Source organism: Saccharothrix hoggarensis (assembly GCF_042678885.1).
Taxonomy (GTDB): Bacteria; Actinomycetota; Actinomycetes; order Mycobacteriales; family Pseudonocardiaceae; genus Actinosynnema; species Actinosynnema hoggarensis.
Map to the genome: position 1 here is coordinate 1 of NZ_JBHTLK010000135.1, position 19,204 is coordinate 19,204.

The following is a 19,204-nucleotide window of genomic DNA, read 5'->3' on the forward strand; positions in this document are numbered from 1 at the left end:
GCCATCCGTCCGCCGCGCGTCCGTCAGCCGCGCGTCCGGCCGGCGCGCGTCCGTCCGCCGGTCGTCCGCACGGCCGCCGTCTCCGGGCCGGCCGTGGGCGCGCGCGACGAGGTACCAGGTGCCCGCCTTGAGCACGAGGCCCAACGGCTCGACGGTCCGCTCCACCTCCACCTGCGCCCACCGGACGTACCGGATGCGCAGCCGGCGCTGCCGCCACACCGCGTCCGCGATCCCGGCGACGTGCGGCGTCCCCTCGTCACCGCGGAACCAGCCGGGCGCGTCCAGGTGGAACCTCTCCCGCACCCGTCCCGCCCGCGACCGCAGCTCCGGGGGCAGCGCGGCGAGCACCTTCAGCTGCGCCGCCGCCACCACCGCGCCCAGCCCGAGCTCGGCCGCCGGACCGGGCATCCCCGCCAGGAACAGCGACTCGGCCTCCTCGGTGGTGAGGCCGGTGAGGCGGGTCCGGTAGCCGTCGACCAGCCGGTACCCGCCCGCCGGGCCGCGGTCGGCGTACACCGGCACCCCGGACGCGCCAAGCGCCTCGACGTCCCGGTAGATGGTCCGGATGGACACCTCCAGCTCGTCGGCCAGCTCGCGGGCCGTCATCCGGCCACGCGACTGGAGCAGGAGGAGCAGCGACAGCAGCCGACTCGCGCGCATGCCGCCATCCTTCCTGACACGCCCTGTCAGGTACCGGCGGCACGATGCCCGGCATGACCACACACGCCACCGCGAGCGCCGAGTTGACGAGCTGGGACGAGCACACCTGGGACGGCAGGCGCTACGACGAGGTCACCGGCCCGAAGCAGACGACCGGCGGCATGACCGTCGCGTACACCGGCGCGTTGCGAGCTGTGGGTGACATGCGGTTCGTCATGTCGTACCCGGACGGGGAGACCTGCCACTCGACCGGGTACGAGGTCGTCACCGGCACGTTGGACGGCCGCGACGGCTCGTTCGTGCTCCACCACACCGGCGGCTACCGGGACGGCGTCGCGGACGGCGCCTTCACCGTCGTCTCCGCCTCCGGCGGCCTGACCGGGCTCACCGGCACGGGCCGCGTCACGTGGGTCCACGGCGAGCCGGGCCGGTTCGAGCTGGACTACGAGATCGCCTGACGCCACGCCCGAACGCGCGGAACCCCGGTCGCGAGCACGGGCTCGCGACCGGGGTTCCGAAGGGTGATCAGCCGCCGTAGGCGGAGACCGGCGGGCAGGAGCAGACCAGGTTGCGGTCGCCCTTCGCGCCGTCGATGCGGCGCACCGGGGGCCAGGTCTTCGGGGCCGACGTCCCGGCCGGGAAGACGGCCACCTCACGGCTGTACGGGTGGTCCCACTCCCCTGCGATCGACGCCGCCGTGTGCGGCGCGTTGCGCAGCGGGTTGTCGTCCACCGGCCACTCGCCCGAGCCGACCCGCTCGACCTCCTGCCGGATCGCGATCATCGCGTCGATGAACCGGTCGATCTCGCCGAGGTCCTCGCTCTCGGTCGGCTCCACCATCAGCGTGCCCGCCACCGGGAACGACATGGTCGGCGCGTGCAGCCCGTAGTCGGCCAGCCGCTTCGCCACGTCGTCCACCGTCACACCGGTCGCCTTGGTGATCGGCCGCAGGTCGAGGATGCACTCGTGGGCCACGAAACCGCCCTCGCCGGTGTAGAGCACGGGGAAGTGCTCGTCCAGCCGCCGTGCCACGTAGTTCGCCGCCGCCACCGCGGTGAGCGTCGCCCGGCGCAGGCCGTCCGCGCCCATCATGCGCACGTACGCCCACGAGATCGGCAGGATCGACGCCGAACCCCACGGCGCGGCGCTGATCGGGCCGACCCCGGTCTCCGGGCCCGCGGTGGGCTGCAACGGGTGGTTCGGCAGGAACGGCGCCAGGTGGGAGCGCACGCCGATCGGGCCGACGCCGGGGCCGCCGCCGCCGTGCGGGATGCAGAACGTCTTGTGCAGGTTCAGGTGCGACACGTCCGACCCGAACTTGCCGTACTGGGCGAGGCCGATCAGGGCGTTGAGGTTCGCGCCGTCGACGTACACCTGCCCGCCCGCGTCGTGCACCAGCCCGCACACCTCGCGCACGGTGTCCTCGTACACGCCGTGCGTCGACGGGTAGGTGAGCATGATCGCGGCCAGGTCGTCGCGGTGCGCCTCGACCGTCGCCTTCAGGTGGTCGAGGTCGACGTTGCCGCGCTCGTCGCACTTCACGACCACGACCCGCATCCCGGCCATCACGGCGGACGCGGCGTTGGTGCCGTGCGCGCTGGACGGGATCAGGCACACGTCACGGTGCGCGTGGCCGTTGGCGCGGTGGTAGGCGCGGATCGCGAGCAGGCCCGCGAACTCGCCCTGGCTGCCCGCGTTGGGCTGCAACGACACCGCGTCGTAGCCGGTGACCTCGGCGAGCCACCGCTCCAGGTCGGACACGATGGTCAGCAGGCCCTCGGCGTCGGACGCGGGCGCGAACGGGTGCAGGTCGGCGAACTCGGGCCAGGTGACGGGCTCCATCTCGGCCGTCGCGTTGAGCTTCATCGTGCAGGAGCCCAGCGGGATCATGCTGCGGTCCAGCGCCACGTCCTTGTCCGACAACGCGCGCAGGTAGCGCAGGAGCGCGGTCTCGGAGCGGTGCGCGTGGAACACCGGGTGGGTCAGGTAGTCGCTGGTGCGGCGCAGGTCGGCGGGGATGCCGTCGGCGGTGTCGGCGTCCAGGCCGTCCACGTCGGCGACGGTCACGCCGAACGCCTTCCACACCCGTTCCAGGTGGTCGCGCGTGGTGGTCTCGTCGCACGCGATCGACACCACGTCCGCGTCGACCTGCCACAGGTTCACGCCCAGGTCGCGGGCGGCGGAGACGACGTCGGCGGCACGGCCCTCGACGCGGGCGCGCACGGTGTCGAAGAACTCGCCGTGCACGACCTCCACCCCCGCCTCGGCGAGGCCCGCGGCGAGCACCGTCGCCATGCGGTGGGCACGGGTCGCGATCGCCTTCAGCCCTTCCGGGCCGTGGTAGACGGCGTACATGGACGCGATCACCGCGAGGAGCACCTGCGCGGTGCAGATGTTGCTGGTCGCCTTCTCCCGGCGGATGTGCTGCTCGCGGGTCTGCAGCGCGAGCCGGTAGGCGAGGGAGCCGTCGGCGTCGACGGACACGCCGACGAGCCGTCCCGGCAGCTGCCGCTCCAGGCCCTGGCGCACCGCCATGTAGCCGGCGTGCGGGCCGCCGAACCCGATCGGCACGCCGAACCGCTGGGTGGTGCCGACCACGACGTCCGCGCCGATCTCGCCGGGCGGGCGCAGCAGCGTCAACGACAGCAGGTCCGCGGCGACGACCGCCTGCGCGCCCGCCTTGTGGATCTCCTCGATCACGCCCGCGTGGTCGCGCACCACGCCGGACGCGCCGGGGTACGACAGCAGCACGCCGAAGAAGTCGCCGCCCAGGCCGAGCCCCTCCAGCCCCTGCGACAGGTCCGCGGTGACGATCTCGATGCCCAGCGGCTCGGCGCGGGTCTCGATGACGGCCAGCGTCTGCGGCAGCGTGTCCGCGTCCACCACGAACTTGGCCGACTTCGACTTGCCCGCGCGGCGGACCAGCGTCATCGCCTCGGCGGCGGCCGTGGACTCGTCCAGCATCGAGGCGTTCGCCAACGGCAGGCCGGTCAGGTCGCCGACCATCGTCTGGAAGTTCAGCAGCGCTTCGAGGCGGCCCTGGGAGATCTCCGGCTGGTAGGGCGTGTACGCCGTGTACCAGGCCGGGCTCTCCAGCACGTTGCGGCGGATGACCGGCGGCGTCGTCGTGCCGTAGTAGCCCAGGCCGATCATCTGGACCATCGGGCGGTTCTTCGCGGCGAGGGCGCGCAGCTCGGCCAGAGCCTCGGTCTCGGTGGCGGGTGACGGCAGGTCCAGCACCAGGTCGCGCTCGCGGATCGACTCGGGCACGGCGCGCTGCGCCAGCTCCTCCAGGGAGCCGACGCCGATGACGTCGAGGATGCGGGCCAGCTCGGCGGGCCGCGGGCCCACGTGCCGGTCGGCGAAGGGGGTGCCGTGCTCAAGTGCGGCGAGGGGGATGCGGTCCTGCGTCATTGATGCGCCTCCAGGCGGGCTACGGGCACACTGCTGCCGTTGCCCTCCCCCTCTGTCTTCTGCCCGCGGTCGGGCGCCTGAGAGCTTCACCCGGCTGTCGGGCTTGCACCGTCGGCGGGGTCGGTCGGTTCGCCCGACCCGCTTTCCAGAGGCGTCTCACCCGCACGGTCCTTGCGCCTGAGAGGTTCCGGGGAGGATTTGCTCCTTCGGCGCCGAGGCTGGCTCGGACTCTCCCGCACGGGATAAAGCGACTACGCGCGGAATCGTACCCGCCGCACCGGCCGCCAGGGCACGGGCGCGACGTGGATCTCAGTGCGCGAACGGCGATCCCGGCAGGTGGCCGGCGGGGTGCTCGCGGTTACCGCGACGGGCACGTGCCGACGGTCGGCGCGGCGGGTGGGCGGTGACCGGTCCACCGGTCGCCGTCGGGCGTCGCGTCCGCCGGGTCAGCCGATGGCGCGGGTGCGGCGGCGGCGCGAGAGCTCGTCGTCGGCCGACTCCACGATCTCGGCGCCGTCGGCGCGTTCCGCGGGGAACTCGTGGATCGTGCCGCTGATCTCCCGCATGGCCCCGCTGACGGCGATGCCGAACACGCCCTGGCCGCCTTGGAGCAGGTCCACGACCTCTTCCGGCGACGTGCACTCGTAGACCGTGGTGCCGTCGCTGAACAGCGTGATGCGGGCCAGGTCCTGCACGCCGCGGCGGCGCAGGTGGTCGACCGCGACCCTGATGTTCTGCAACGAGACGCCGGTGTCCAGCAGCCGCTTCACGACCTTGAGGACCAGGATGTCCTTGAACGAGTACAGCCGTTGGCTCCCGGAGCCGTGGGCACTCCTTATGGTCGGGTTGACGAGGCCCGTGCGTGCCCAGTAGTCCAGCTGGCGGTAGGTGATGCCCGCGATCTGGCACGCGGCGGGGCCGCGGTACCCGACGAGTTCGTCCGGCAGCGAGGAGTCCGGGAACAGCTCACCCTGTTCGCCGGATCCGGCCCGGATGGGCGCTTCCTCGACCACGCCTGCCTCCCCTCGGTCCGGTCACGACGACCGGCGACCAACGTGAAGCCGCCGCGGTGCCGAATCACACCGTGGCAATTCACCTGAGCTCGACGGTAAGACCGCCTAGGGGGCAGGTCAACGCGACGCGCGGGGCGTGTCTGACCTCAACCTCAGGTTGAGGTTGAGAGAGACGCCTGTCGTAAGCCATTCGGGTGACGTTTAGTGATCGTTTAGCCCTAGAACGTTGACGTTGTGTAACCCACCCGCGTGACGCCTGAAAGTGGGACGCGGCACCGCCCAACAGCGCACCGCACACGCCCACGACAGACCAGCCACAGCCCGAGGCCGGCATCCCTGCCCACTCGCCAGTGTCACCCCACCGCCCCTCCAGCGCCGTGTGGAATCGCGCACGGCGCGTCGGTGGAGCCGGGCGAATGGAACCGGCCGCGTGGATCGGACGGCAAGCGAGGAAGCCACACCCCCAGAACCGCTTCCGCCAGCCGAACCCGCCAGCCGAACGCGGGTCAGACACGCGCCGGCCGGACCTCGGCAGTTGTCCACAGGCGGCGGATGATCGCGCCCGATTGTCGTGGGTTCATGGCAGGGTAAAAGCAGGGGTCCCCTTGGCGGGGACCCCTGCGAAGCATTCATGTGCTTCCCGCCGCAGCCCAGTAAGCCGTCGTCGGCGGGGCGTCATCCTCAGCGGGCGTCGCGCTCGACGAGCCGTCGACCAGAGCCGAGAGCGCAGACCAGAGCCGAGAGCCGAAGGCAGCCGGGACCGGAAACCGGAGACCGGGAGAACGAGCCCGCGGCCGGGGCTACGTGTCGGCGCCCCGGAAGTCCTCCGGCGAGATGGAGTCGAGGAACTCGCGGAACTTCTCGACCTCGTCCTCCTGCTCGTCCGGGATGATCAGGCCCGCCTCCGCCAGCACGGACTCCTCGGCGTGGATCGGCACGCCGATCCTCAGGGCCAGCGCCACCGAGTCGCTCGGCCGCGCGGACACCCGGACGTCGCCGTCGAACACCAGCTCGGCGAAGTACGTGCCCTCCTGCAGGTCCGTGATCCGCACCTGCTCCAGCTGCCGGCCGAGGGCGCCGATGACGTCCTTGAGCAGGTCGTGCGTCAACGGCCGGGCAGGCCGGACACCTTGCTGCTCCAACGCGATCGCCGTGGCCTCGACCGATCCGATCCAGATCGGCAGGTACCGCTCGCCCTCGGTTTCGCGCAGCAGCAGGATCGGCTGGTTGGCGGGCAACTCCACCCGCACGCCGACGACGCGCATCTCGCTCATCGGGTCTCGCCTCCCTCAGCGCGCTGAAATTCTGGCGTCCCCGCTACCACGAGGATCCCCCACGTACCCTTTCGACGCTACCCGCCAAGCGGGCCCTGTGCGCAACTGCCCGGCCGCTTCGGATCACGATGCGGACACGGGTTCACCTCGGTGTAACCCGGCCACCTGCGACGTCGCGCAGGCCGACCTTCAGCAGCAGCGTGTGCAGGGTTACCGAGAGCGCCCCGAGCTCGCGCACGACTTCGTCGCCTCCGGCCCGATCACGCTGCCGCCGCCCCGCCGTCGCGACCTGGTCCACCAGCGCGACCTCGCGGTCGGCGGCGACCCGGAACGACCGCAGCTGCCGCGGCTCCACCCCGTGCTCGACCATCGCCCGCACGGTGGACGCGATCTGCACGGCCTCGTGGTCGTAGAAGCCGCCCGCACCCGCCTTGAGCAGGCCGTGCTGCTCCAGCTCGGCCAGCACGCCCGGCTCGATGCCGGCCCGCGCCAGCAGGTCCTCGCGGGTGACGCGGTGCCCGGCCGCGGGGGCCGGGTCGACCGCCCGCAACGCCTTGCCCGCGCCCTGGTCGGCCGCGTCCAACTGCTCCTTGATGACCTTCAGCGGGAGGTACCGGTCCCGCTGCGCGGCCAGGATGTACCGCAGGCGCTCGACGTCCGCCGAGGCGAACTGCCGGTACCCCGAGGCCGTGCGCGCCGGGCGGACCAACCCCTCCGACTCCAGGAATCGGATCTTGGAGATGGTCACGTCGGGGAAGTCGGACCGGAGCTGCGCCAGCACGGCCCCGATGCTCAACCCCCCGCGTGGCCGCCCGGCCGCCGTCACCGGAGCCCCATCGCTCAGGCCCCCTGGCCCCCGGCGCCCGGACCGGTCAGGAACACGAGGCGGAACTTGCCGATCTGCACCTCGTCGCCGTTGGCCAGGACCGCCTGGTCGACGGGCTCGCGGTTCACGTAGGTGCCGTTGAGGCTGCCCACGTCGATGACCACGAACTCGCCGCCCTCGCGGCGGAACTCCGCGTGCCGGCGGGACACCGTCACGTCGTCGAGGAAGATGTCGCTGTCGGGGTGCCGGCCCGCGCTGGTCGTGTCGCGGTCCAGCAGGAACCGGGATCCCGCGTTGGGACCGCGCTTGACCACGAGCAGGGCCGACCCAGCGGGCAGCGCGTCGACGCCGGCGACGGCCGGCTCCTGGGCGGGCGCCTCGGCGCCCTCGACCTCGGCGAGGAAGTCGGCCCGGAACACGGAGGTCCGCTCCGGGGACTGCTCTGGCGGAACGCCTGGCCCGTCGTTCGTGCTCACCTGAGCTCTCCTCCTGCTGCTGGAACCGTCGAGACCGCTAGAACCTATCGTGCCCGAACCCTTGTCTGAGGAGCGGCTCCCCCACCGACCGAAGAGCCGCCGGAAGATCGACGTCACTCCTGTGCCGCCAGCTCCTGGTACGCGGCGGCGTCGAGCAGGTCGTCGACCGCGGCCGGGTCGTCCAGTCGGAGCTCCACCATCCACCCCTCGCCGTACGGGTCGGTGTTCACCAGGTCGGGCTGCTGGTCCAACGAGTCGTTCCGGGCGACGACCTCACCGGCGAGCGGCGCGTAGATGTCCGAGACGCTCTTGGTGGACTCCACCTCGCCCAGCGTCTGGCCGGCCCCGACCTGCTCGCCGAGCTCGGGCAGCTGGACGAACACCACGTCGCCGAGCTGCTCCTGGGCGTAGTCGGTGATGCCCACGCGCACGGTGTCCTCACCTGTGCGCAGCACCCACTCATGTTCCTCGGTGTACTTGAGCTCCTCGGGAATCACCGCGGTGTGCTCCTTCAATGACGGTGGATCTTCGCTGCCGGATCTTCCCACGTCCCGTTCAGACGGGCGCGACCCCCGGCCGTCGGCGCAGCGCGAGGGCGAACTGGTAGACGTAGAGCACGCCGGACCAGAGGTAGAGCGCACCGCCCCAGACCATGAACGCGTAGGCCACCGGCCGGGCGACCTGCGCGGCCGTGGACGTGCCCTGCGCGAGCAGCAGCATCGGGAACGCGTACAGCAGGTTGAACGTGGCCGCCTTGCCCAGGTAGTTGACCTCGAACGGGCCATAGCCGCGGGCCCGCAGGACCGGCAGGCAGGCGCCGACGACGACCTCGCGGCCCACCAGCACCGCGGCCAGCCACCACGGCACGATGTCGCGCACGACGAACGCGACCAGCGTGGCGAGGATGTACAGCCGGTCGGCGGCCGGGTCGAGCAGGGCGCCGAGCCTGCTCGCCTGGTCGAGCCACCGGGCGATCTTGCCGTCCAGCCAGTCGGACAGGCCGGCGGCGACCAGGACCACGAGCGCCCAGCCGTCGGCCTGCGGCCCCAGCAGCAGGTACAGGAACAGCGGCACGCCGAGCAGGCGCAGCACGCTGAGCGCGTTCGGGATGGTCAGCAGCCGGTCGGCTGGATCGGGCGACACACGCGAACCCTAGTGCGCGCGGGTGCGGCTCCAGCCACGGCGTTGCAGTTCGTCACCGGTGAGCGCCTGCGGTCGGCCGCGGTCGTCGACGCCGACCCAGCGGGCCCGGAAACCTTCGAGCACGTAGGCGTGGCCCTTGCTCCAGACCACGCTGCACGGGGCTGTGGGCAGCGTTCCCGCGCCGGTCGCGCCGGCACGCGCCGCCCGGTGCTTCGCGGGCTCGGACTCGGTTTCCGTTCTGGTGCTCATCGTCAATCCCTCCACAAGGGTTGTCGCGCACGGCGGTCGTGGCGTTATCCCCGACACAGGATTCTGCGCGACTGTGGTCGAGACCACCTTTCGTTCCGGAGGGCTCCGCGCCCACCGGCAGGTTCCGTCGCCGAGCTGCGCGAGCCCCTTCCCCCGAGGTGTAGCCGGCCCCGGTGGCCTCAAACCGCTCACCGTGCGTCACCCGCCGCACACCGACACGCCCATTACACTGGTACGTGACGGGTCGCCACCCGCGCGCTTGTGGTGTCGCCACGGGCTCCGTACCGTGGGTGGCGCAGCGGTTGAGCCAACAGCCGCGCCGGGGAGTCCGGCTAGCGGGCACGTTCCGCCACGCTGCTGTTCAGTGCTGCGCGCGTTTCGCGCAAACCGGGCTTCCCACTCAGCTGTTCCAGGTGAAGAGGAGACCCTCGTGACGGTTCAGGATCCGGACGTCGTGGCGACGAGCGGAGCCGTGTCCGCTGCGACCACCAGCCCGCGCAACGGGCAGCTCGGCCTCACCGTCCGCACGGTGACCGAGAGCGTCACCGTGGTGTCGGTGAGCGGAGAGGTCGACATGCTGACCGCGCCGCAGCTGCGGGCCGACGTCCTGCGGCACATCGACGCCGGCACCACCGTCGTGCTGGACATGTCCGGGGTGAGCTTCCTCGGCTCGGCCGGTCTGGCCGTGCTGGTCGAGGCGGCGCAGCAGGGCAAGCGGCGTGGCGCGGCGTTCCGCGTCGTGGCCGTCGAGCGCGCGGTGACCCGCCCGTTGGCCGCGACCGGTCTGGGCGAGGTGTTCAGCGTGTTCGAGTCCGTGGACGCCGCGCTGGCGGCCGACGAGGCCCGCTGAACGGCAGACCGGGCCGACCAACGGTGTCGAGCCCACGGGTGTCGGGCGGGGCGGTTCTAGCCGTGCGGCACCATGTCGATGACCTGATCCACGCCCGCCGCGACGAGTGCGCGGCGGGCGTGGCCGTCTTCGGGGGCTCGCACGACGAGCCGGTTGCCGGCCGCCGCGGCGGCCTCGGCGACGGCCCGGAGGCCGCGGATGAGGCCTTCGTTGCGGCTGCCGAGGGCGCGCAGGTCGACGACGACCGGAACGGTGCCGCCGCGGGCGGCGGTCAGGATGCGTCTGCGGATGGCCGGGGCGGCGTGCGAGGGCACGTCGCCCAGCACGGTGACCTCGACCCAGCCGTCGCGCGACGTGACGACCACCGGCTCGGGCGGTGGCTGCGGCGGTGCGGCGGGCGGCGGTGGCAGCGCCGTCGCGCCGGACGACCGGCGGCTCGGCGCGAGGACCAGGGTGACGGTGGTGCCGTCGGGTTGGCGGTCCACCAGCACCTCGTCGACGTTCTCGCGCATGAGCAGCAGCCCGCGGCCCCTGGTGGACAGCGCGGGACGTGGCACGCGCCACGCGCCGTGGTCGGTGACGGTCACGCGGATGGCGCCGTCCGGTCGGGCCTCGGCCTCGATGTGGACGGTGCCCCGGCCGCCCTGGCCGTACGCGTGCTCGATGGCGTTGCTGGCTGCCTCGTTCACCGCCAGCAGCAGGTCGTACCGGTCGTCCTCGCCCAGCCCTTCGCGGACGAGCCAGGCGTCGAGGCGGGCACGGATCGCCGAGAGCTCCTCGGCCAGGGCCGGGAACTCGACTCCCCAGTGGTGGTCCGCGAGTTGATCGGTCAAAAGGCCTCCCCGTCGCACCAGTCAGTCTTCCCAGCCCGCGCGTCGCCTACACGTGTGAGCGACGATCAGTTCGGGTACCGATAGCTTCAGCAGCACAACCAGACAGAACGGACGACGAGGTGAGCGTGTCGCACACTGAGCCGCGCAGCGGTGAGTCGGAGAACGCCCTGACCGGGGTCGAGTTGCGGATGGCGGCCGATCCGACGCAGCTGTCGATCGTCCGGGCCGTGGCCGCCGACATCGCCATGCGGCAGGATTTCGACCTGGACTCCATCGAGGACTTGAAGCTGGCGGTGGACGAGGCGTGCTCGACGCTCATCTCGCTGGCCGCGCCGGACGCCGTCCTCAGTGCCCAGTTCGTGGTGGCGGACGGGTCGGTCCAGGTGTTCACCAAGGTGGGTTCGCAGGCGTCCGCGCCGCCCGACCGGGACAGCTTCGGGTGGCGCGTGCTGAGCGCGCTGGTCGACTCGGTCACGACGTGGGTCGCGCCGCTGGCGGACGCGCACGAGGTGCACATCGACCTGGTCAAGCGGTCACTGGGGACGGTGGATGCGTGACGGGGTCGGACGGGGGCACGACACGGTCCGGCACGCAGGGGGACTACGACCACCTGGCGCCGCTGTTCGTCCGGCTCGCCGCGACGTCGAAGGACGACCCGCAGCGGGAGCGGTTGCGGGACGAGCTGGTGACCGAGCACCTGCCGGTGGCCAAGCACATCGCGCGGCGGTTCGGGCACCGGGGTGAGCCGTACGACGACCTGGTGCAGGTCGCCACGGTCGGGTTGATCAACGCCGTCGACCGGTTCGACCCGGAGCGGGGCAGCGACTTCCTGTCGTTCGCGGTGCCGACGATCATGGGCGAGGTCCGGAAGTACTTCCGGGACTCCAGCTGGTCGGTGCGGATGCCGCGACGGCTCAAGGAGCTGCACCTGGCGATCAACGCGGGGTCGGCGAGGCTGTCCCAGGAGTTGGGGCGGGCGCCGACGCCGAGCGAGCTGGCGCAGCACCTCGGGCTGAGCCGCGAGGAGATCCACGAGGGCCTGGCGGCCGGCAACGCCTACCACAGCGCGTCGCTGGACGACCTGCTCGTGGCCGACGACAGCTCCATCTCGCTGGGCAGCACGCTGGGCGAGGAGGACCCCGAGCTGGAGGCGATCGAGCAGCGGGAGGCGTTGCACCCGCTGCTGGAGAAGCTGCCGGAGCGGGAGCGGAAGATCGTGGTGATGCGGTTCTTCGGGAACATGACGCAGACGCAGATCGCGCAGAAGGTCGGGATCTCGCAGATGCACGTGTCGCGGCTGCTGGCGAAGACGCTGCGGCAGCTGCGCGAGGGTCTGACCGAATAGGACGGCGCGGCACAGCTCGAAGCGGAGTGCGCGCGAACGCGACGAGGCCGCCTGACCCGTGGGTCAGGCGGCCTCGTCGTGTTCCGGGGCCCGTCTCCGGAAGCCTGTGTCGAACTCCGCGTTGAGTTCGGGGGTGGAACTCGGGGGGGTGGAGCTGCTGGTTGAACTCCGGGTCGGGCACCGCGATCAGTCCGCAGGTCGAGCGGCGGGCCGCGGCCCGGGCTCGGAGGTCTGGGTGCCGGCCGGTGGCCGGGCTCCCGAGGGATGGGGGCGCCGGCGGTCCGGGTGGCGTGGCGGTCGGACGTGCGGGTCGTCCGGTGGCCTGGTCGGGGTGCGGTCGGGTGGTCGGGTGCGCTGGTCCGGTGCGGTCGGCGCCCGCCGCGGTGGTCCGGTGCGGCCGGTGTCGGTCGCGGTGGTCCGGTGCGGTCGGGTCGGCCGCGGTGGTCAGGCGGCCGAGCGGCGGCGTCCGGCGATGATGCGGCGGCGCTCGTCCTCGCCCATGCCGCCCCAGACGCCGTACGGCTCCTGGACCGCGAGGGCGTGCTCGCGGCAGCGGACGAGGACTGGGCAGCGGGCGCAGAGTTGCTTCGCCCGGTCCTCGCGCGCGGCTCGGGCGGAGCCGCGCTCGTTGTCCGGGTGGAAGAACACGGCGCTGTCCCGGCCTCGGCACAGCCCGTCCTTCTGCCAGTCCCAGACGTCGGTGACGGGCTTGGGCAGGCGCGCGGTGCTGGTCATGGATGAACCCCCTTCGCGGTGTCACAGGTGCTTGATCACGGCGTACCCGCTGGTCCGGGGACGGCAAACGTGGTGCGCCTCATCGGATGTGATTAGGTCCCGCCGGTTTGGCCCGGGGCGGGTGTCCGGGCGGTGAGCTCCGGCGCGACCGACTCGGCCCAGAACGCGAAGAACCGCTCCTGGTCCGGCCCGATCTGCTGGACGTAGACCTCGTCGTAGCCCGCGTCGGCGTACTCGCGGACGGCGTCCACGTAGGGCTCGGGGTCCGGGCCGACGGGCAGCGCCGACGCCACCGCCTCCTCCGTGACCAGCGTGGACGCCTGCTCGAAGTGCCGGGGCGTCGGCAGCACCTGGGCCAGTTCGCCGGGCAGGTGCTCGTTCGGCCACAGCCGGTGGGCCGTCTTCACGCCCGCCTCGGCGGTCTCCGCGTGGCACACCTTGAACCCGGCCTGGGTCGGTTTGCCGTCGCCGCCGGCGGCGCGGAACTTCTCGATCAAGGACGGGTCGGGCATGGTGGAGCACAGGCCGTCGCCGATCCGGCCGGCGACGTCGGCCGCCTTCGGCCCGAACGCGGACACGTACACCGGAACGGGTGACGGCGGCAGCGTGTAGAGGCGGGCGTTCTCGACGGTGTAGTGCCGACCCCGGTGGGTGACCTCCTTGCCGGTCCAGAGCGCCCGCATCACCTCGACGGCTTCCTCCAGCATCTCCAGCCGTTCCGGCGCGGACGGCCACCGGTCGCCGAGGATGTGCTCGTTCAGCGCCTCGCCGGTGCCGACGCCGAGGGTGAACCCGCCGCGGCACTGGACGGCGGCCGTCGCGGCGGCCTGGGCCACCACGGCAGGGTGAATCCGTACCGTCGGACAGGTGACAGCGGTCGTGATGGGCAGCGACGTGACCTCGGACAGCGCCCCGATCACGGACCACACGAACGGGCTCTGGCCCTGCTGGTCGTTCCACGGGTGGTAGTGGTCCGAGATCCACAGCCGCTCGAACCCGGCCCGCTCCGCCCAGCGCGCCTGGTCGACCAGCTCACGCGGGGTGAACTCCTCGCTGGAGAGGAAGTACCCGATGCTCACCATGGACGACGGGTTACCCGCGCCGGGCCGCCTGAACCACCGTCCCGCGCGGCGTCCACAAAGGACGGCCGAACTAGAGCGGCAGCAGCAGCCGGCCGCCGAGCAGGAGCGTCCCGATCGTGACGGCGGCGAACAGCAGCACCCACACCAGGCCCGGCACGCCGGTGATGCGGGCCAGCTGGTCGGCGTCGGACCGCGGCGCGCGGCCGCGGGCCCGCCTGCGCTGCAGCTCCCCGACCGGCCGCACGCCGCCGAGCAGCAGGAACCACGTCACGAACAGCGCGAACGCGCCCTGCCACTCCGCCGTCGCGTACCAGGAGACGGCGAACATCGCCCCGCCGGTGAGCAGCACCGACAGCACGCCGAACGCGTTGCGGATCATGACCAGCACCCCGGCGAGCAGCGCGACCGTCGCCCACAGCAGCGGCCGGACGTGCCCGGCCGTCACCAGGGCCGCCGCGCCGAGCCCGAGCAGGGACGGCGTCACGTACCCGGCGAAGTACATGAGCACCACGGCGGGCCCGGTGGGCCTGCCCCGCGACACGGTCACCCCGGACGTGTCCGAGTTCAGCTTGATGCCCTCCAGCCTGCGGCCGGTGAGGAGCGCGACGAGGGCGTGACCGGCTTCGTGCGCGATGGTGATGACGTGCCTGCTGAACCGCCACACGCCGGGGCCGGCCACCACGGCCAGCGCCAGCACGGCGGGCGCCCACTTCGCGAATGTCGACATCGCCGCCCAGCATGCCAGGCGCGGGTGGGACCGACGTGAGGTCCAGGTCTTGACCTGGAGCGCGCTCCAGCACCCAGGCTGACCCCCATGAGACGACAGCGCATCGGTTCACTGGAGGTCAGCGCCCTGAGCCTGGGCACGCTCCCGTTCGGCAAGTGGGTGGACGACAAGACGTCCTTCGCCATCATGGACCGCTTCGCCGAGGCGGGCGGCACGTTCCTCGACACGGCGAACAACTACGTGTTCTGGGACGGCGGCACGGGCGACGAGAGCGAGGAGGCGGTCGGCCGCTGGCTGGCCGCGCGGGGCAACCGGGACGAGGTGGTGGTCGCCACCAAGATGGGCGCGCGGCCGTTGACGCCGGGCACGGGCCTGGAGAACGCCGAGGGCCTGTCCGGCGACACCGTCCGCCGTGCGGCCGAGGGCAGCCTGAAGCGGCTGGGGATCGACCACATCGACCTGTACTACAGCCACATCGAGGACCGCACGGTGACGTTGGAGGACACGCTCGGCGGGTTCGCGTCCCTGGTGGAGGCGGGCTCGGTGCGGGAGGTCGGGGCGAGCAACCACGCCACGTGGCGGCTGGAGCGGGCGCGGGCGGTGTCGCGGGCCAACGGGTGGCCGCTCTACACGGCGGTGCAGCAGCGGTACAGCTACCTGCGGCCGCGGCCGGGCGTGCGGCTGCCGGAGGCCGGTCACGTGCACATGACCGAGGAGCTGTTCGACTACGCGGCGGCCGAGGGCGACGTGGCGCTGGTGGCGTACTCGACGCTGCTGTCGGGCCGGTACCGGGACAAGCCGCTGGGCGAGGAGTACGACCACCCCGGCACCACGCGGCGGCTCGCGGTGCTGCGCGACGTCGCGGCGGAGCTGGGCGCCACGGTCAACCAGGTCGTGCTGGCGTGGCTCCTGCGGCAGGACATCATCCCGCTGGTGGGCGCCAGCACTCTCGCGCAGCTGGAGGAGACGCTGGGCGCGCTGGAGGTCGAGTTGGACGACGACCAGGTCCGGCGGATGGACGCCGCGGTCTGACCCACGGGGTCTGACCCACGCGGCCCGGCCCACGGGGTCTGACCCACGCGGCCTGACGCCACGCGGTCCGGCGCTCGGTTCGGCGCTGTCCCGCGTGGACGGATCTCATCGGACGGACCACCGGGACGGACCACTGGGACGGTGTGCGGAAACGCCGCGGTGGCCCACCGGGGAACCGGTGCGCCACCGCGGCGTTCGATCAGCGCGAGCGGGTTAGCGGGGGTGCCACATGCGGTGCTTCTCCGTGGTGGCGGGGTCGACCGGCTGGGTCGGCCGCGGGGTCACGGTCGGGTCCATCGACTCGATCCGCTCGTCCCGCTGCACGCCCTCCCGGCGGGGCTCCACGACCCGGGGATCGTTGTAACCGGGTTCGACGCGCTGGGCCGGCATCTCCTGCGTCGCCGGGTCGGCCCGCGGGTCGCGGATGCCCGTCCCCCGGTCGGTCCGCGTCGTGTCGAAGCGGGTTTCCGGGGTCGGCTCCGGGATCTGCCGCTGCTCCGGTTCCGCGGGCTCCTCGGTCACGATCTTGCGCCGGGCCGGCAGCACCGCGATCAGCAGGCCGAGCGCGGCCAGGCCGAGGTGCAGCCAGTTGTCCATGGTGTTGAGCGCCAGCGGGTTGCCGAGGCCGGACACCGGGTTGGTGGCGAAGACGTCGCTGAGCGCCAGCCCCCACAGCACCAGGGCGCCGTAGGAGACGAACAGGAGCCAGCCGTAGAGCCGGGCCAGGCCGGACGTGCTCGCCATCAGCAGGCCGAGCACACCGAACACCAGGTGTGCCACGTTGTGCAGCGGGTTCACGCCGAAGCCGAACAGCGTCGAGTGCGGATCGCCCGCGAAGTCGCCGAATCCGGTGCGGACGAGGCCGAGCACACCCAACGCGAGGAACACCAGGCCGGTCAGACCTGCCAGCACCTGGGCGGGCTGGAGACCCGCGACCTTGACGCGACCGGTGGTCGAGTGGGTCATCACGCCCTCCAAATGAGGACCACGAGCCCGTTTGCCGGGCTCCGGACGCCCACCGACTACCCGTCCTCCGCGAACGGCAAACAGGCCGGCGCGACCTCGTTCCCCCTGTCGGCCGAACCGAGGCGGGGGGCGGGCGCACGAACCCGCCCCCCGTTCCCGACAGGAGTCGGACAACCCCGCCGTGCCGGGGTTCTTCCGCCCCGACCCACCCCATGAAGGTCGGGCCGCCGGGATACGCGGAATGCGCTGTGGAACACCGTGGGAATTCATTCGCCACGGTATCCGAACAATTCCGCGTCGTCTTGTCGAATCACACGTACGCGCAGTTCAGGAGCACATGCCCCGGTCACCGGACGCGCGGGTCGCCGAGCCGTTCCACTCGGTGTCGGTGCTGTTCACGGGAATCCCCTTGGTCGTATCGACACCGACGCGGTGTCGATACGACTATCCCGTCGGGCCGCGCTTCCCGTCAAAGGAATTACGGTGTCCGGGAATGGGGCGCTGCGGCTGTCCAGACCAGGGAGTACCGCCAGAACAGGTGCCGTCGGAACCGGGCGCCGGACATCAGGACGTCCGCTTCCGCCTTGATCTCGCGGAGGGAGAGGGACCAGTCCCGCACCGGCGCGTCGTCGACGGGGTCGTCCCGCAGCAGCCGCATGACGACGTTCAGCGGCACGGACGCCAGGCTCAGCGCCCGGTCCCGGAAGCCCTCCTCGCGGGCCAGGCCGAGGATCGCGACCACCCCGCCGGGGCGCACCAGCGACCGGAGCCGGGTCAGGGCGGGCACGAGCGGCATGTGGTGCAGCGCGGCGAGGCACGAGACGAAGTCGTACGGCCCGCCGAGGTCGTCCACCAGCGCGTCCGCGCGACGGAAGTCGACGCCCGGCGCCGACGCCTCGACGTGCCGGTCCACGGCCGTCACCGCGAGGCCGCGCTCGGCCAGCTTCCGCGCGAACGCCTCGTGGCCGCACCCGACGTCCAGCGCCGTGCGGGCGCCCGCCGGCACTCGGGCGAGCAGGAACGGGTGGTGGTGCGCGTTGTGGTCGAAGTGCCCGAGGTGCGTCACCTCCAGGGGACGTGCGGGCGCCCGCCCGGGTTGGCCGGGCCGCCGTGATCACTTGACCTCGACTTAGCTCGAACTCCTAGCGTGGCGGACGTTCACACCAGAGGGGACTTCCGACATGCGCGCCATCCGCCAGCACGAGTTCGGTCCGGCCGAGACCCTGCGCTACGAGGAGGCGCCCGACCCGGAACCCGGCCCAGGCCAGGTCCGGATCACGGTGTCCGCCGCCGGCGTCCACCTGCTCGACACGTCGATCCGCAGGGGCGAGGCCGGCGGGCCGTTCCCGCTGCCCGAGCTGCCCATGACGCCGGGGCGCGAGGTCGCCGGGGTCGTCACCAAGCTCGGCGAGGGGGTCGAGGCGCGGTGGCTGGGCAAGCGGGTCACCGCCCACCTCGGGCAGGCCAGTGGCGGGTACGCGGAGCTGGCCGTGGCCGGCGTGGCGTCGCTGCACGCGCTGCCCGACCACGTGTCCGACGACGCCGCCGTGGCCATGATCGGCACCGGCCGCACGGCCGTGGGCGTGCTGCGGATCGCCGGGATCACGGCGGACGACGTGGTGCTGGTGACGTCGGCCGCGGGCGGGCTCGGCGCGTTGTTCGTGCAGGAGGCCAAGGCGGTCGGGGCCAGGGTGGTCGGCGCGGCGAGCACCGCCAAGCTGGACCTGGTGCGCGAGCTCGGCGCGGACGTCGCCGCGGACTACACCCGGCCGGGCTGGTCGGACGGGATCGGGCCGGTGACGGTGGTGCTCGACGGTGTCGGCGGGGAGCCCGGCCGCGCGGCCCTCGACCTGCTGGGCGTCGGCGGCCGGATCGTCCTGTTCGGCTGGTCCGCGGGCGAGCCGACGCGCATCGAGACCGCCGACCTCTACCGCCTCGGCATCACCGCCACGGTCGCCGTGGGGCCGCGGATGATGAAGGGGACGAGCCTGCGGGGGCTGGAAGAGATGTCGTTGCGCGCCCTCGCCGAGCAGCGGCTCACCCCGCTGACCACGACGTTCCCGCTCAGCGAGGCCGCCAAGGCGCACGCGGCGCTGGAAGGCCGCGCCACCACGGGCAAGGTCGTGCTGAAGCCGTGAGGAGGGGGCAGGTCCCCGCGCGGGGACCTGCCCACCCCCGGCTAGACGGGCACGGTGACGATCCGCTCGCCCTCGAAGGTGCGCACCTCGATGGCGGCGACGTCCTCGGGCGCGATGAGCGCCGAGCCGTCCAGGTTCGTGCCGTCCTTCTCCCCCGCCGACGAGACGAGCCAGCTGCCCGCCTCCTGGGTGCTGCCGTCCTTGGCGACGACGAGCAGGCGGCACTTCGCGTCCTGCGCGATGCCCGCGACGGACGCGTTCACCCGCACCCACCCCGCGGCGGGCCGGACCTGCACGGTCATCCGCGCGCCGGTGTCCGGGTCGGTGGCCGACCCGACCTTGGTGCCGGCGGGCGGCGCGGGCGGGGACGACTGCTGCGCGACCGCGGCGGGATCGGGCGCGGTGCTCCGGCCGACGGCGAAACCGCCGCCCAGCACGACC

Annotated in this window: 21 protein-coding genes, 1 pseudogene and 1 riboswitch; of the genes and pseudogenes, 6 read left to right on the plus strand and 16 right to left on the minus strand. The window is 72.5% G+C overall.

Annotated features, from left to right (window positions below; translation table 11 throughout):
* On the minus strand, positions 1 to 660 hold a 660-nt coding region (locus ACFQ3T_RS23020; protein WP_380725723.1), incomplete at its 3' end, for a helix-turn-helix transcriptional regulator.
* Positions 661 to 713: 53 nt separating this feature from the next.
* Here ACFQ3T_RS23020 and ACFQ3T_RS23025 point away from each other — a divergent pair.
* Positions 714 to 1,118 (plus strand): DUF3224 domain-containing protein, encoded by a 405-nt coding sequence (locus ACFQ3T_RS23025; protein ID WP_380725725.1) that lies wholly within the window; start codon positions 714 to 716, stop codon positions 1,116 to 1,118.
* A gap of 67 nt (positions 1,119 to 1,185) precedes the next feature.
* Here ACFQ3T_RS23025 and gcvP read toward each other — a convergent pair whose 3' ends face one another.
* The 8 genes from gcvP to ACFQ3T_RS23065 all read right to left on the minus strand — a co-directional run bounded on the left by gcvP (position 1,186) and on the right by ACFQ3T_RS23065 (position 9,055).
* A complete protein-coding gene (gcvP, locus tag ACFQ3T_RS23030) occupies positions 1,186 to 4,074 on the minus strand; it encodes an aminomethyl-transferring glycine dehydrogenase (protein ID WP_380725727.1) in 2,889 nt (962 codons plus the stop codon).
* 155 nt (positions 4,075 to 4,229) lie between these two features.
* Positions 4,230 to 4,320: riboswitch (glycine riboswitch) on the minus strand.
* 200 nt (positions 4,321 to 4,520) lie between these two features.
* The gene (locus ACFQ3T_RS23035; protein WP_380725729.1) at positions 4,521 to 5,087 is read right to left on the minus strand and encodes a MerR family transcriptional regulator; all 567 of its coding nucleotides are present in this window, start codon (positions 5,085 to 5,087) and stop codon (positions 4,521 to 4,523) included.
* 800 nt (positions 5,088 to 5,887) lie between these two features.
* Positions 5,888 to 6,361 carry a bifunctional nuclease family protein gene (locus tag ACFQ3T_RS23040; RefSeq protein ID WP_184667478.1) on the minus strand — a complete coding sequence of 158 codons (474 nt, stop codon included), beginning with the start codon at positions 6,359 to 6,361 and terminating at the stop codon, positions 5,888 to 5,890.
* A 142-nt stretch (positions 6,362 to 6,503) separates the two neighbouring features.
* Positions 6,504 to 7,187 carry a transcriptional regulator FtsR gene (gene ftsR, locus ACFQ3T_RS23045; RefSeq protein WP_380725731.1) on the minus strand — a complete coding sequence of 228 codons (684 nt, stop codon included), beginning with the start codon at positions 7,185 to 7,187 and terminating at the stop codon, positions 6,504 to 6,506.
* A gap of 14 nt (positions 7,188 to 7,201) precedes the next feature.
* Positions 7,202 to 7,663 carry a glycogen accumulation regulator GarA gene (garA, locus tag ACFQ3T_RS23050; protein WP_033427969.1) on the minus strand — a complete coding sequence of 154 codons (462 nt, stop codon included), beginning with the start codon at positions 7,661 to 7,663 and terminating at the stop codon, positions 7,202 to 7,204.
* A 113-nt stretch (positions 7,664 to 7,776) separates the two neighbouring features.
* Complete coding sequence (gene gcvH, locus ACFQ3T_RS23055) at positions 7,777 to 8,160, minus strand: glycine cleavage system protein GcvH (RefSeq protein ID WP_380725733.1); 384 nt, start codon at positions 8,158 to 8,160, stop codon at positions 7,777 to 7,779.
* A gap of 58 nt (positions 8,161 to 8,218) precedes the next feature.
* The gene (locus tag ACFQ3T_RS23060) at positions 8,219 to 8,806 is read right to left on the minus strand and encodes a CDP-alcohol phosphatidyltransferase family protein (protein ID WP_380725735.1); all 588 of its coding nucleotides are present in this window, start codon (positions 8,804 to 8,806) and stop codon (positions 8,219 to 8,221) included.
* Positions 8,807 to 8,815: 9 nt separating this feature from the next.
* Positions 8,816 to 9,055 carry a hypothetical protein gene (locus tag ACFQ3T_RS23065; RefSeq protein ID WP_380725737.1) on the minus strand — a complete coding sequence of 80 codons (240 nt, stop codon included), beginning with the start codon at positions 9,053 to 9,055 and terminating at the stop codon, positions 8,816 to 8,818.
* A gap of 430 nt (positions 9,056 to 9,485) precedes the next feature.
* Between ACFQ3T_RS23065 and ACFQ3T_RS23070 the strand changes: the two genes are divergently transcribed.
* A complete protein-coding gene (locus ACFQ3T_RS23070) occupies positions 9,486 to 9,905 on the plus strand; it encodes an STAS domain-containing protein (protein ID WP_380725739.1) in 420 nt (139 codons plus the stop codon).
* A gap of 56 nt (positions 9,906 to 9,961) precedes the next feature.
* Here ACFQ3T_RS23070 and ACFQ3T_RS23075 read toward each other — a convergent pair whose 3' ends face one another.
* Complete coding sequence (locus ACFQ3T_RS23075) at positions 9,962 to 10,738, minus strand: ATP-binding protein (protein ID WP_380725741.1); 777 nt, start codon at positions 10,736 to 10,738, stop codon at positions 9,962 to 9,964.
* Between the two features lie 125 nt (positions 10,739 to 10,863).
* Here ACFQ3T_RS23075 and ACFQ3T_RS23080 point away from each other — a divergent pair, with 125 nt between their 5' ends.
* A complete protein-coding gene (locus tag ACFQ3T_RS23080) occupies positions 10,864 to 11,295 on the plus strand; it encodes an ATP-binding protein (RefSeq protein ID WP_380725743.1) in 432 nt (143 codons plus the stop codon).
* Positions 11,292 to 12,083, plus strand: a complete 792-nt coding sequence (locus tag ACFQ3T_RS23085) for a SigB/SigF/SigG family RNA polymerase sigma factor (RefSeq protein WP_380725745.1) — start codon at positions 11,292 to 11,294, stop codon at positions 12,081 to 12,083. The genes ACFQ3T_RS23080 and ACFQ3T_RS23085 overlap by 4 nt, the downstream gene beginning before the upstream one ends.
* A gap of 444 nt (positions 12,084 to 12,527) precedes the next feature.
* Here the strand turns inward: ACFQ3T_RS23085 and ACFQ3T_RS23090 are convergent, their stop codons facing one another.
* The 3 genes from ACFQ3T_RS23090 to ACFQ3T_RS23100 all read right to left on the minus strand — a co-directional run bounded on the left by ACFQ3T_RS23090 (position 12,528) and on the right by ACFQ3T_RS23100 (position 14,627).
* Entirely contained in the window at positions 12,528 to 12,818 is a 291-nt protein-coding gene (locus ACFQ3T_RS23090; protein WP_380725747.1) for a WhiB family transcriptional regulator, read from the minus strand.
* Positions 12,819 to 12,910: 92 nt separating this feature from the next.
* A complete protein-coding gene (locus tag ACFQ3T_RS23095; RefSeq protein ID WP_380725749.1) occupies positions 12,911 to 13,900 on the minus strand; it encodes a TIGR03557 family F420-dependent LLM class oxidoreductase in 990 nt (329 codons plus the stop codon).
* 70 nt (positions 13,901 to 13,970) lie between these two features.
* The gene (locus ACFQ3T_RS23100; protein ID WP_380725751.1) at positions 13,971 to 14,627 is read right to left on the minus strand and encodes a M50 family metallopeptidase; all 657 of its coding nucleotides are present in this window, start codon (positions 14,625 to 14,627) and stop codon (positions 13,971 to 13,973) included.
* 87 nt (positions 14,628 to 14,714) lie between these two features.
* Here ACFQ3T_RS23100 and ACFQ3T_RS23105 point away from each other — a divergent pair, with 87 nt between their 5' ends.
* Positions 14,715 to 15,659 carry an aldo/keto reductase gene (locus ACFQ3T_RS23105; protein WP_380725753.1) on the plus strand — a complete coding sequence of 315 codons (945 nt, stop codon included), beginning with the start codon at positions 14,715 to 14,717 and terminating at the stop codon, positions 15,657 to 15,659.
* A 213-nt stretch (positions 15,660 to 15,872) separates the two neighbouring features.
* Here the strand turns inward: ACFQ3T_RS23105 and ACFQ3T_RS23110 are convergent, their stop codons facing one another.
* The gene (locus ACFQ3T_RS23110) at positions 15,873 to 16,625 is read right to left on the minus strand and encodes a DUF4383 domain-containing protein (protein ID WP_380725755.1); all 753 of its coding nucleotides are present in this window, start codon (positions 16,623 to 16,625) and stop codon (positions 15,873 to 15,875) included.
* Between the two features lie 478 nt (positions 16,626 to 17,103).
* Positions 17,104 to 17,691, minus strand: a complete 588-nt coding sequence (locus ACFQ3T_RS23115; RefSeq protein ID WP_380725757.1) for a class I SAM-dependent methyltransferase — start codon at positions 17,689 to 17,691, stop codon at positions 17,104 to 17,106.
* Between the two features lie 115 nt (positions 17,692 to 17,806).
* On the opposite strand from ACFQ3T_RS23115, the gene ACFQ3T_RS23120 reads away from it, so the two are divergent.
* Positions 17,807 to 18,763 carry a zinc-binding dehydrogenase gene (locus ACFQ3T_RS23120; protein WP_380725759.1) on the plus strand — a complete coding sequence of 319 codons (957 nt, stop codon included), beginning with the start codon at positions 17,807 to 17,809 and terminating at the stop codon, positions 18,761 to 18,763.
* A 41-nt stretch (positions 18,764 to 18,804) separates the two neighbouring features.
* Here the strand turns inward: ACFQ3T_RS23120 and ACFQ3T_RS23125 are convergent.
* A pseudogene (locus tag ACFQ3T_RS23125) lies at positions 18,805 to 19,204 on the minus strand (anti-sigma factor); the annotation flags it as partial.

Bases quoted from the DNA above. Each gene is read 5' to 3' on its own strand.
- ACFQ3T_RS23025 (WP_380725725.1), top strand. From the start codon at position 714: ATGACCACACACGCCACCGCGAGCGCCGAGTTGACGAGCTGGGACGAG.
- gcvP (WP_380725727.1), bottom strand. From the start codon at position 4,074: ATGACGCAGGACCGCATCCCCCTCGCCGCACTTGAGCACGGCACCCCC.
- ACFQ3T_RS23040 (WP_184667478.1), bottom strand. From the start codon at position 6,361: ATGAGCGAGATGCGCGTCGTCGGCGTGCGGGTGGAGTTGCCCGCCAAC.
- ACFQ3T_RS23065 (WP_380725737.1), bottom strand. From the start codon at position 9,055: ATGAGCACCAGAACGGAAACCGAGTCCGAGCCCGCGAAGCACCGGGCG.
- ACFQ3T_RS23090 (WP_380725747.1), bottom strand. From the start codon at position 12,818: ATGACCAGCACCGCGCGCCTGCCCAAGCCCGTCACCGACGTCTGGGAC.
- ACFQ3T_RS23095 (WP_380725749.1), bottom strand. From the start codon at position 13,900: ATGGTGAGCATCGGGTACTTCCTCTCCAGCGAGGAGTTCACCCCGCGT.
- ACFQ3T_RS23100 (WP_380725751.1), bottom strand. From the start codon at position 14,627: ATGTCGACATTCGCGAAGTGGGCGCCCGCCGTGCTGGCGCTGGCCGTG.
- ACFQ3T_RS23105 (WP_380725753.1), top strand. From the start codon at position 14,715: ATGAGACGACAGCGCATCGGTTCACTGGAGGTCAGCGCCCTGAGCCTG.
- ACFQ3T_RS23110 (WP_380725755.1), bottom strand. From the start codon at position 16,625: ATGACCCACTCGACCACCGGTCGCGTCAAGGTCGCGGGTCTCCAGCCC.
- ACFQ3T_RS23120 (WP_380725759.1), top strand. From the start codon at position 17,807: ATGCGCGCCATCCGCCAGCACGAGTTCGGTCCGGCCGAGACCCTGCGC.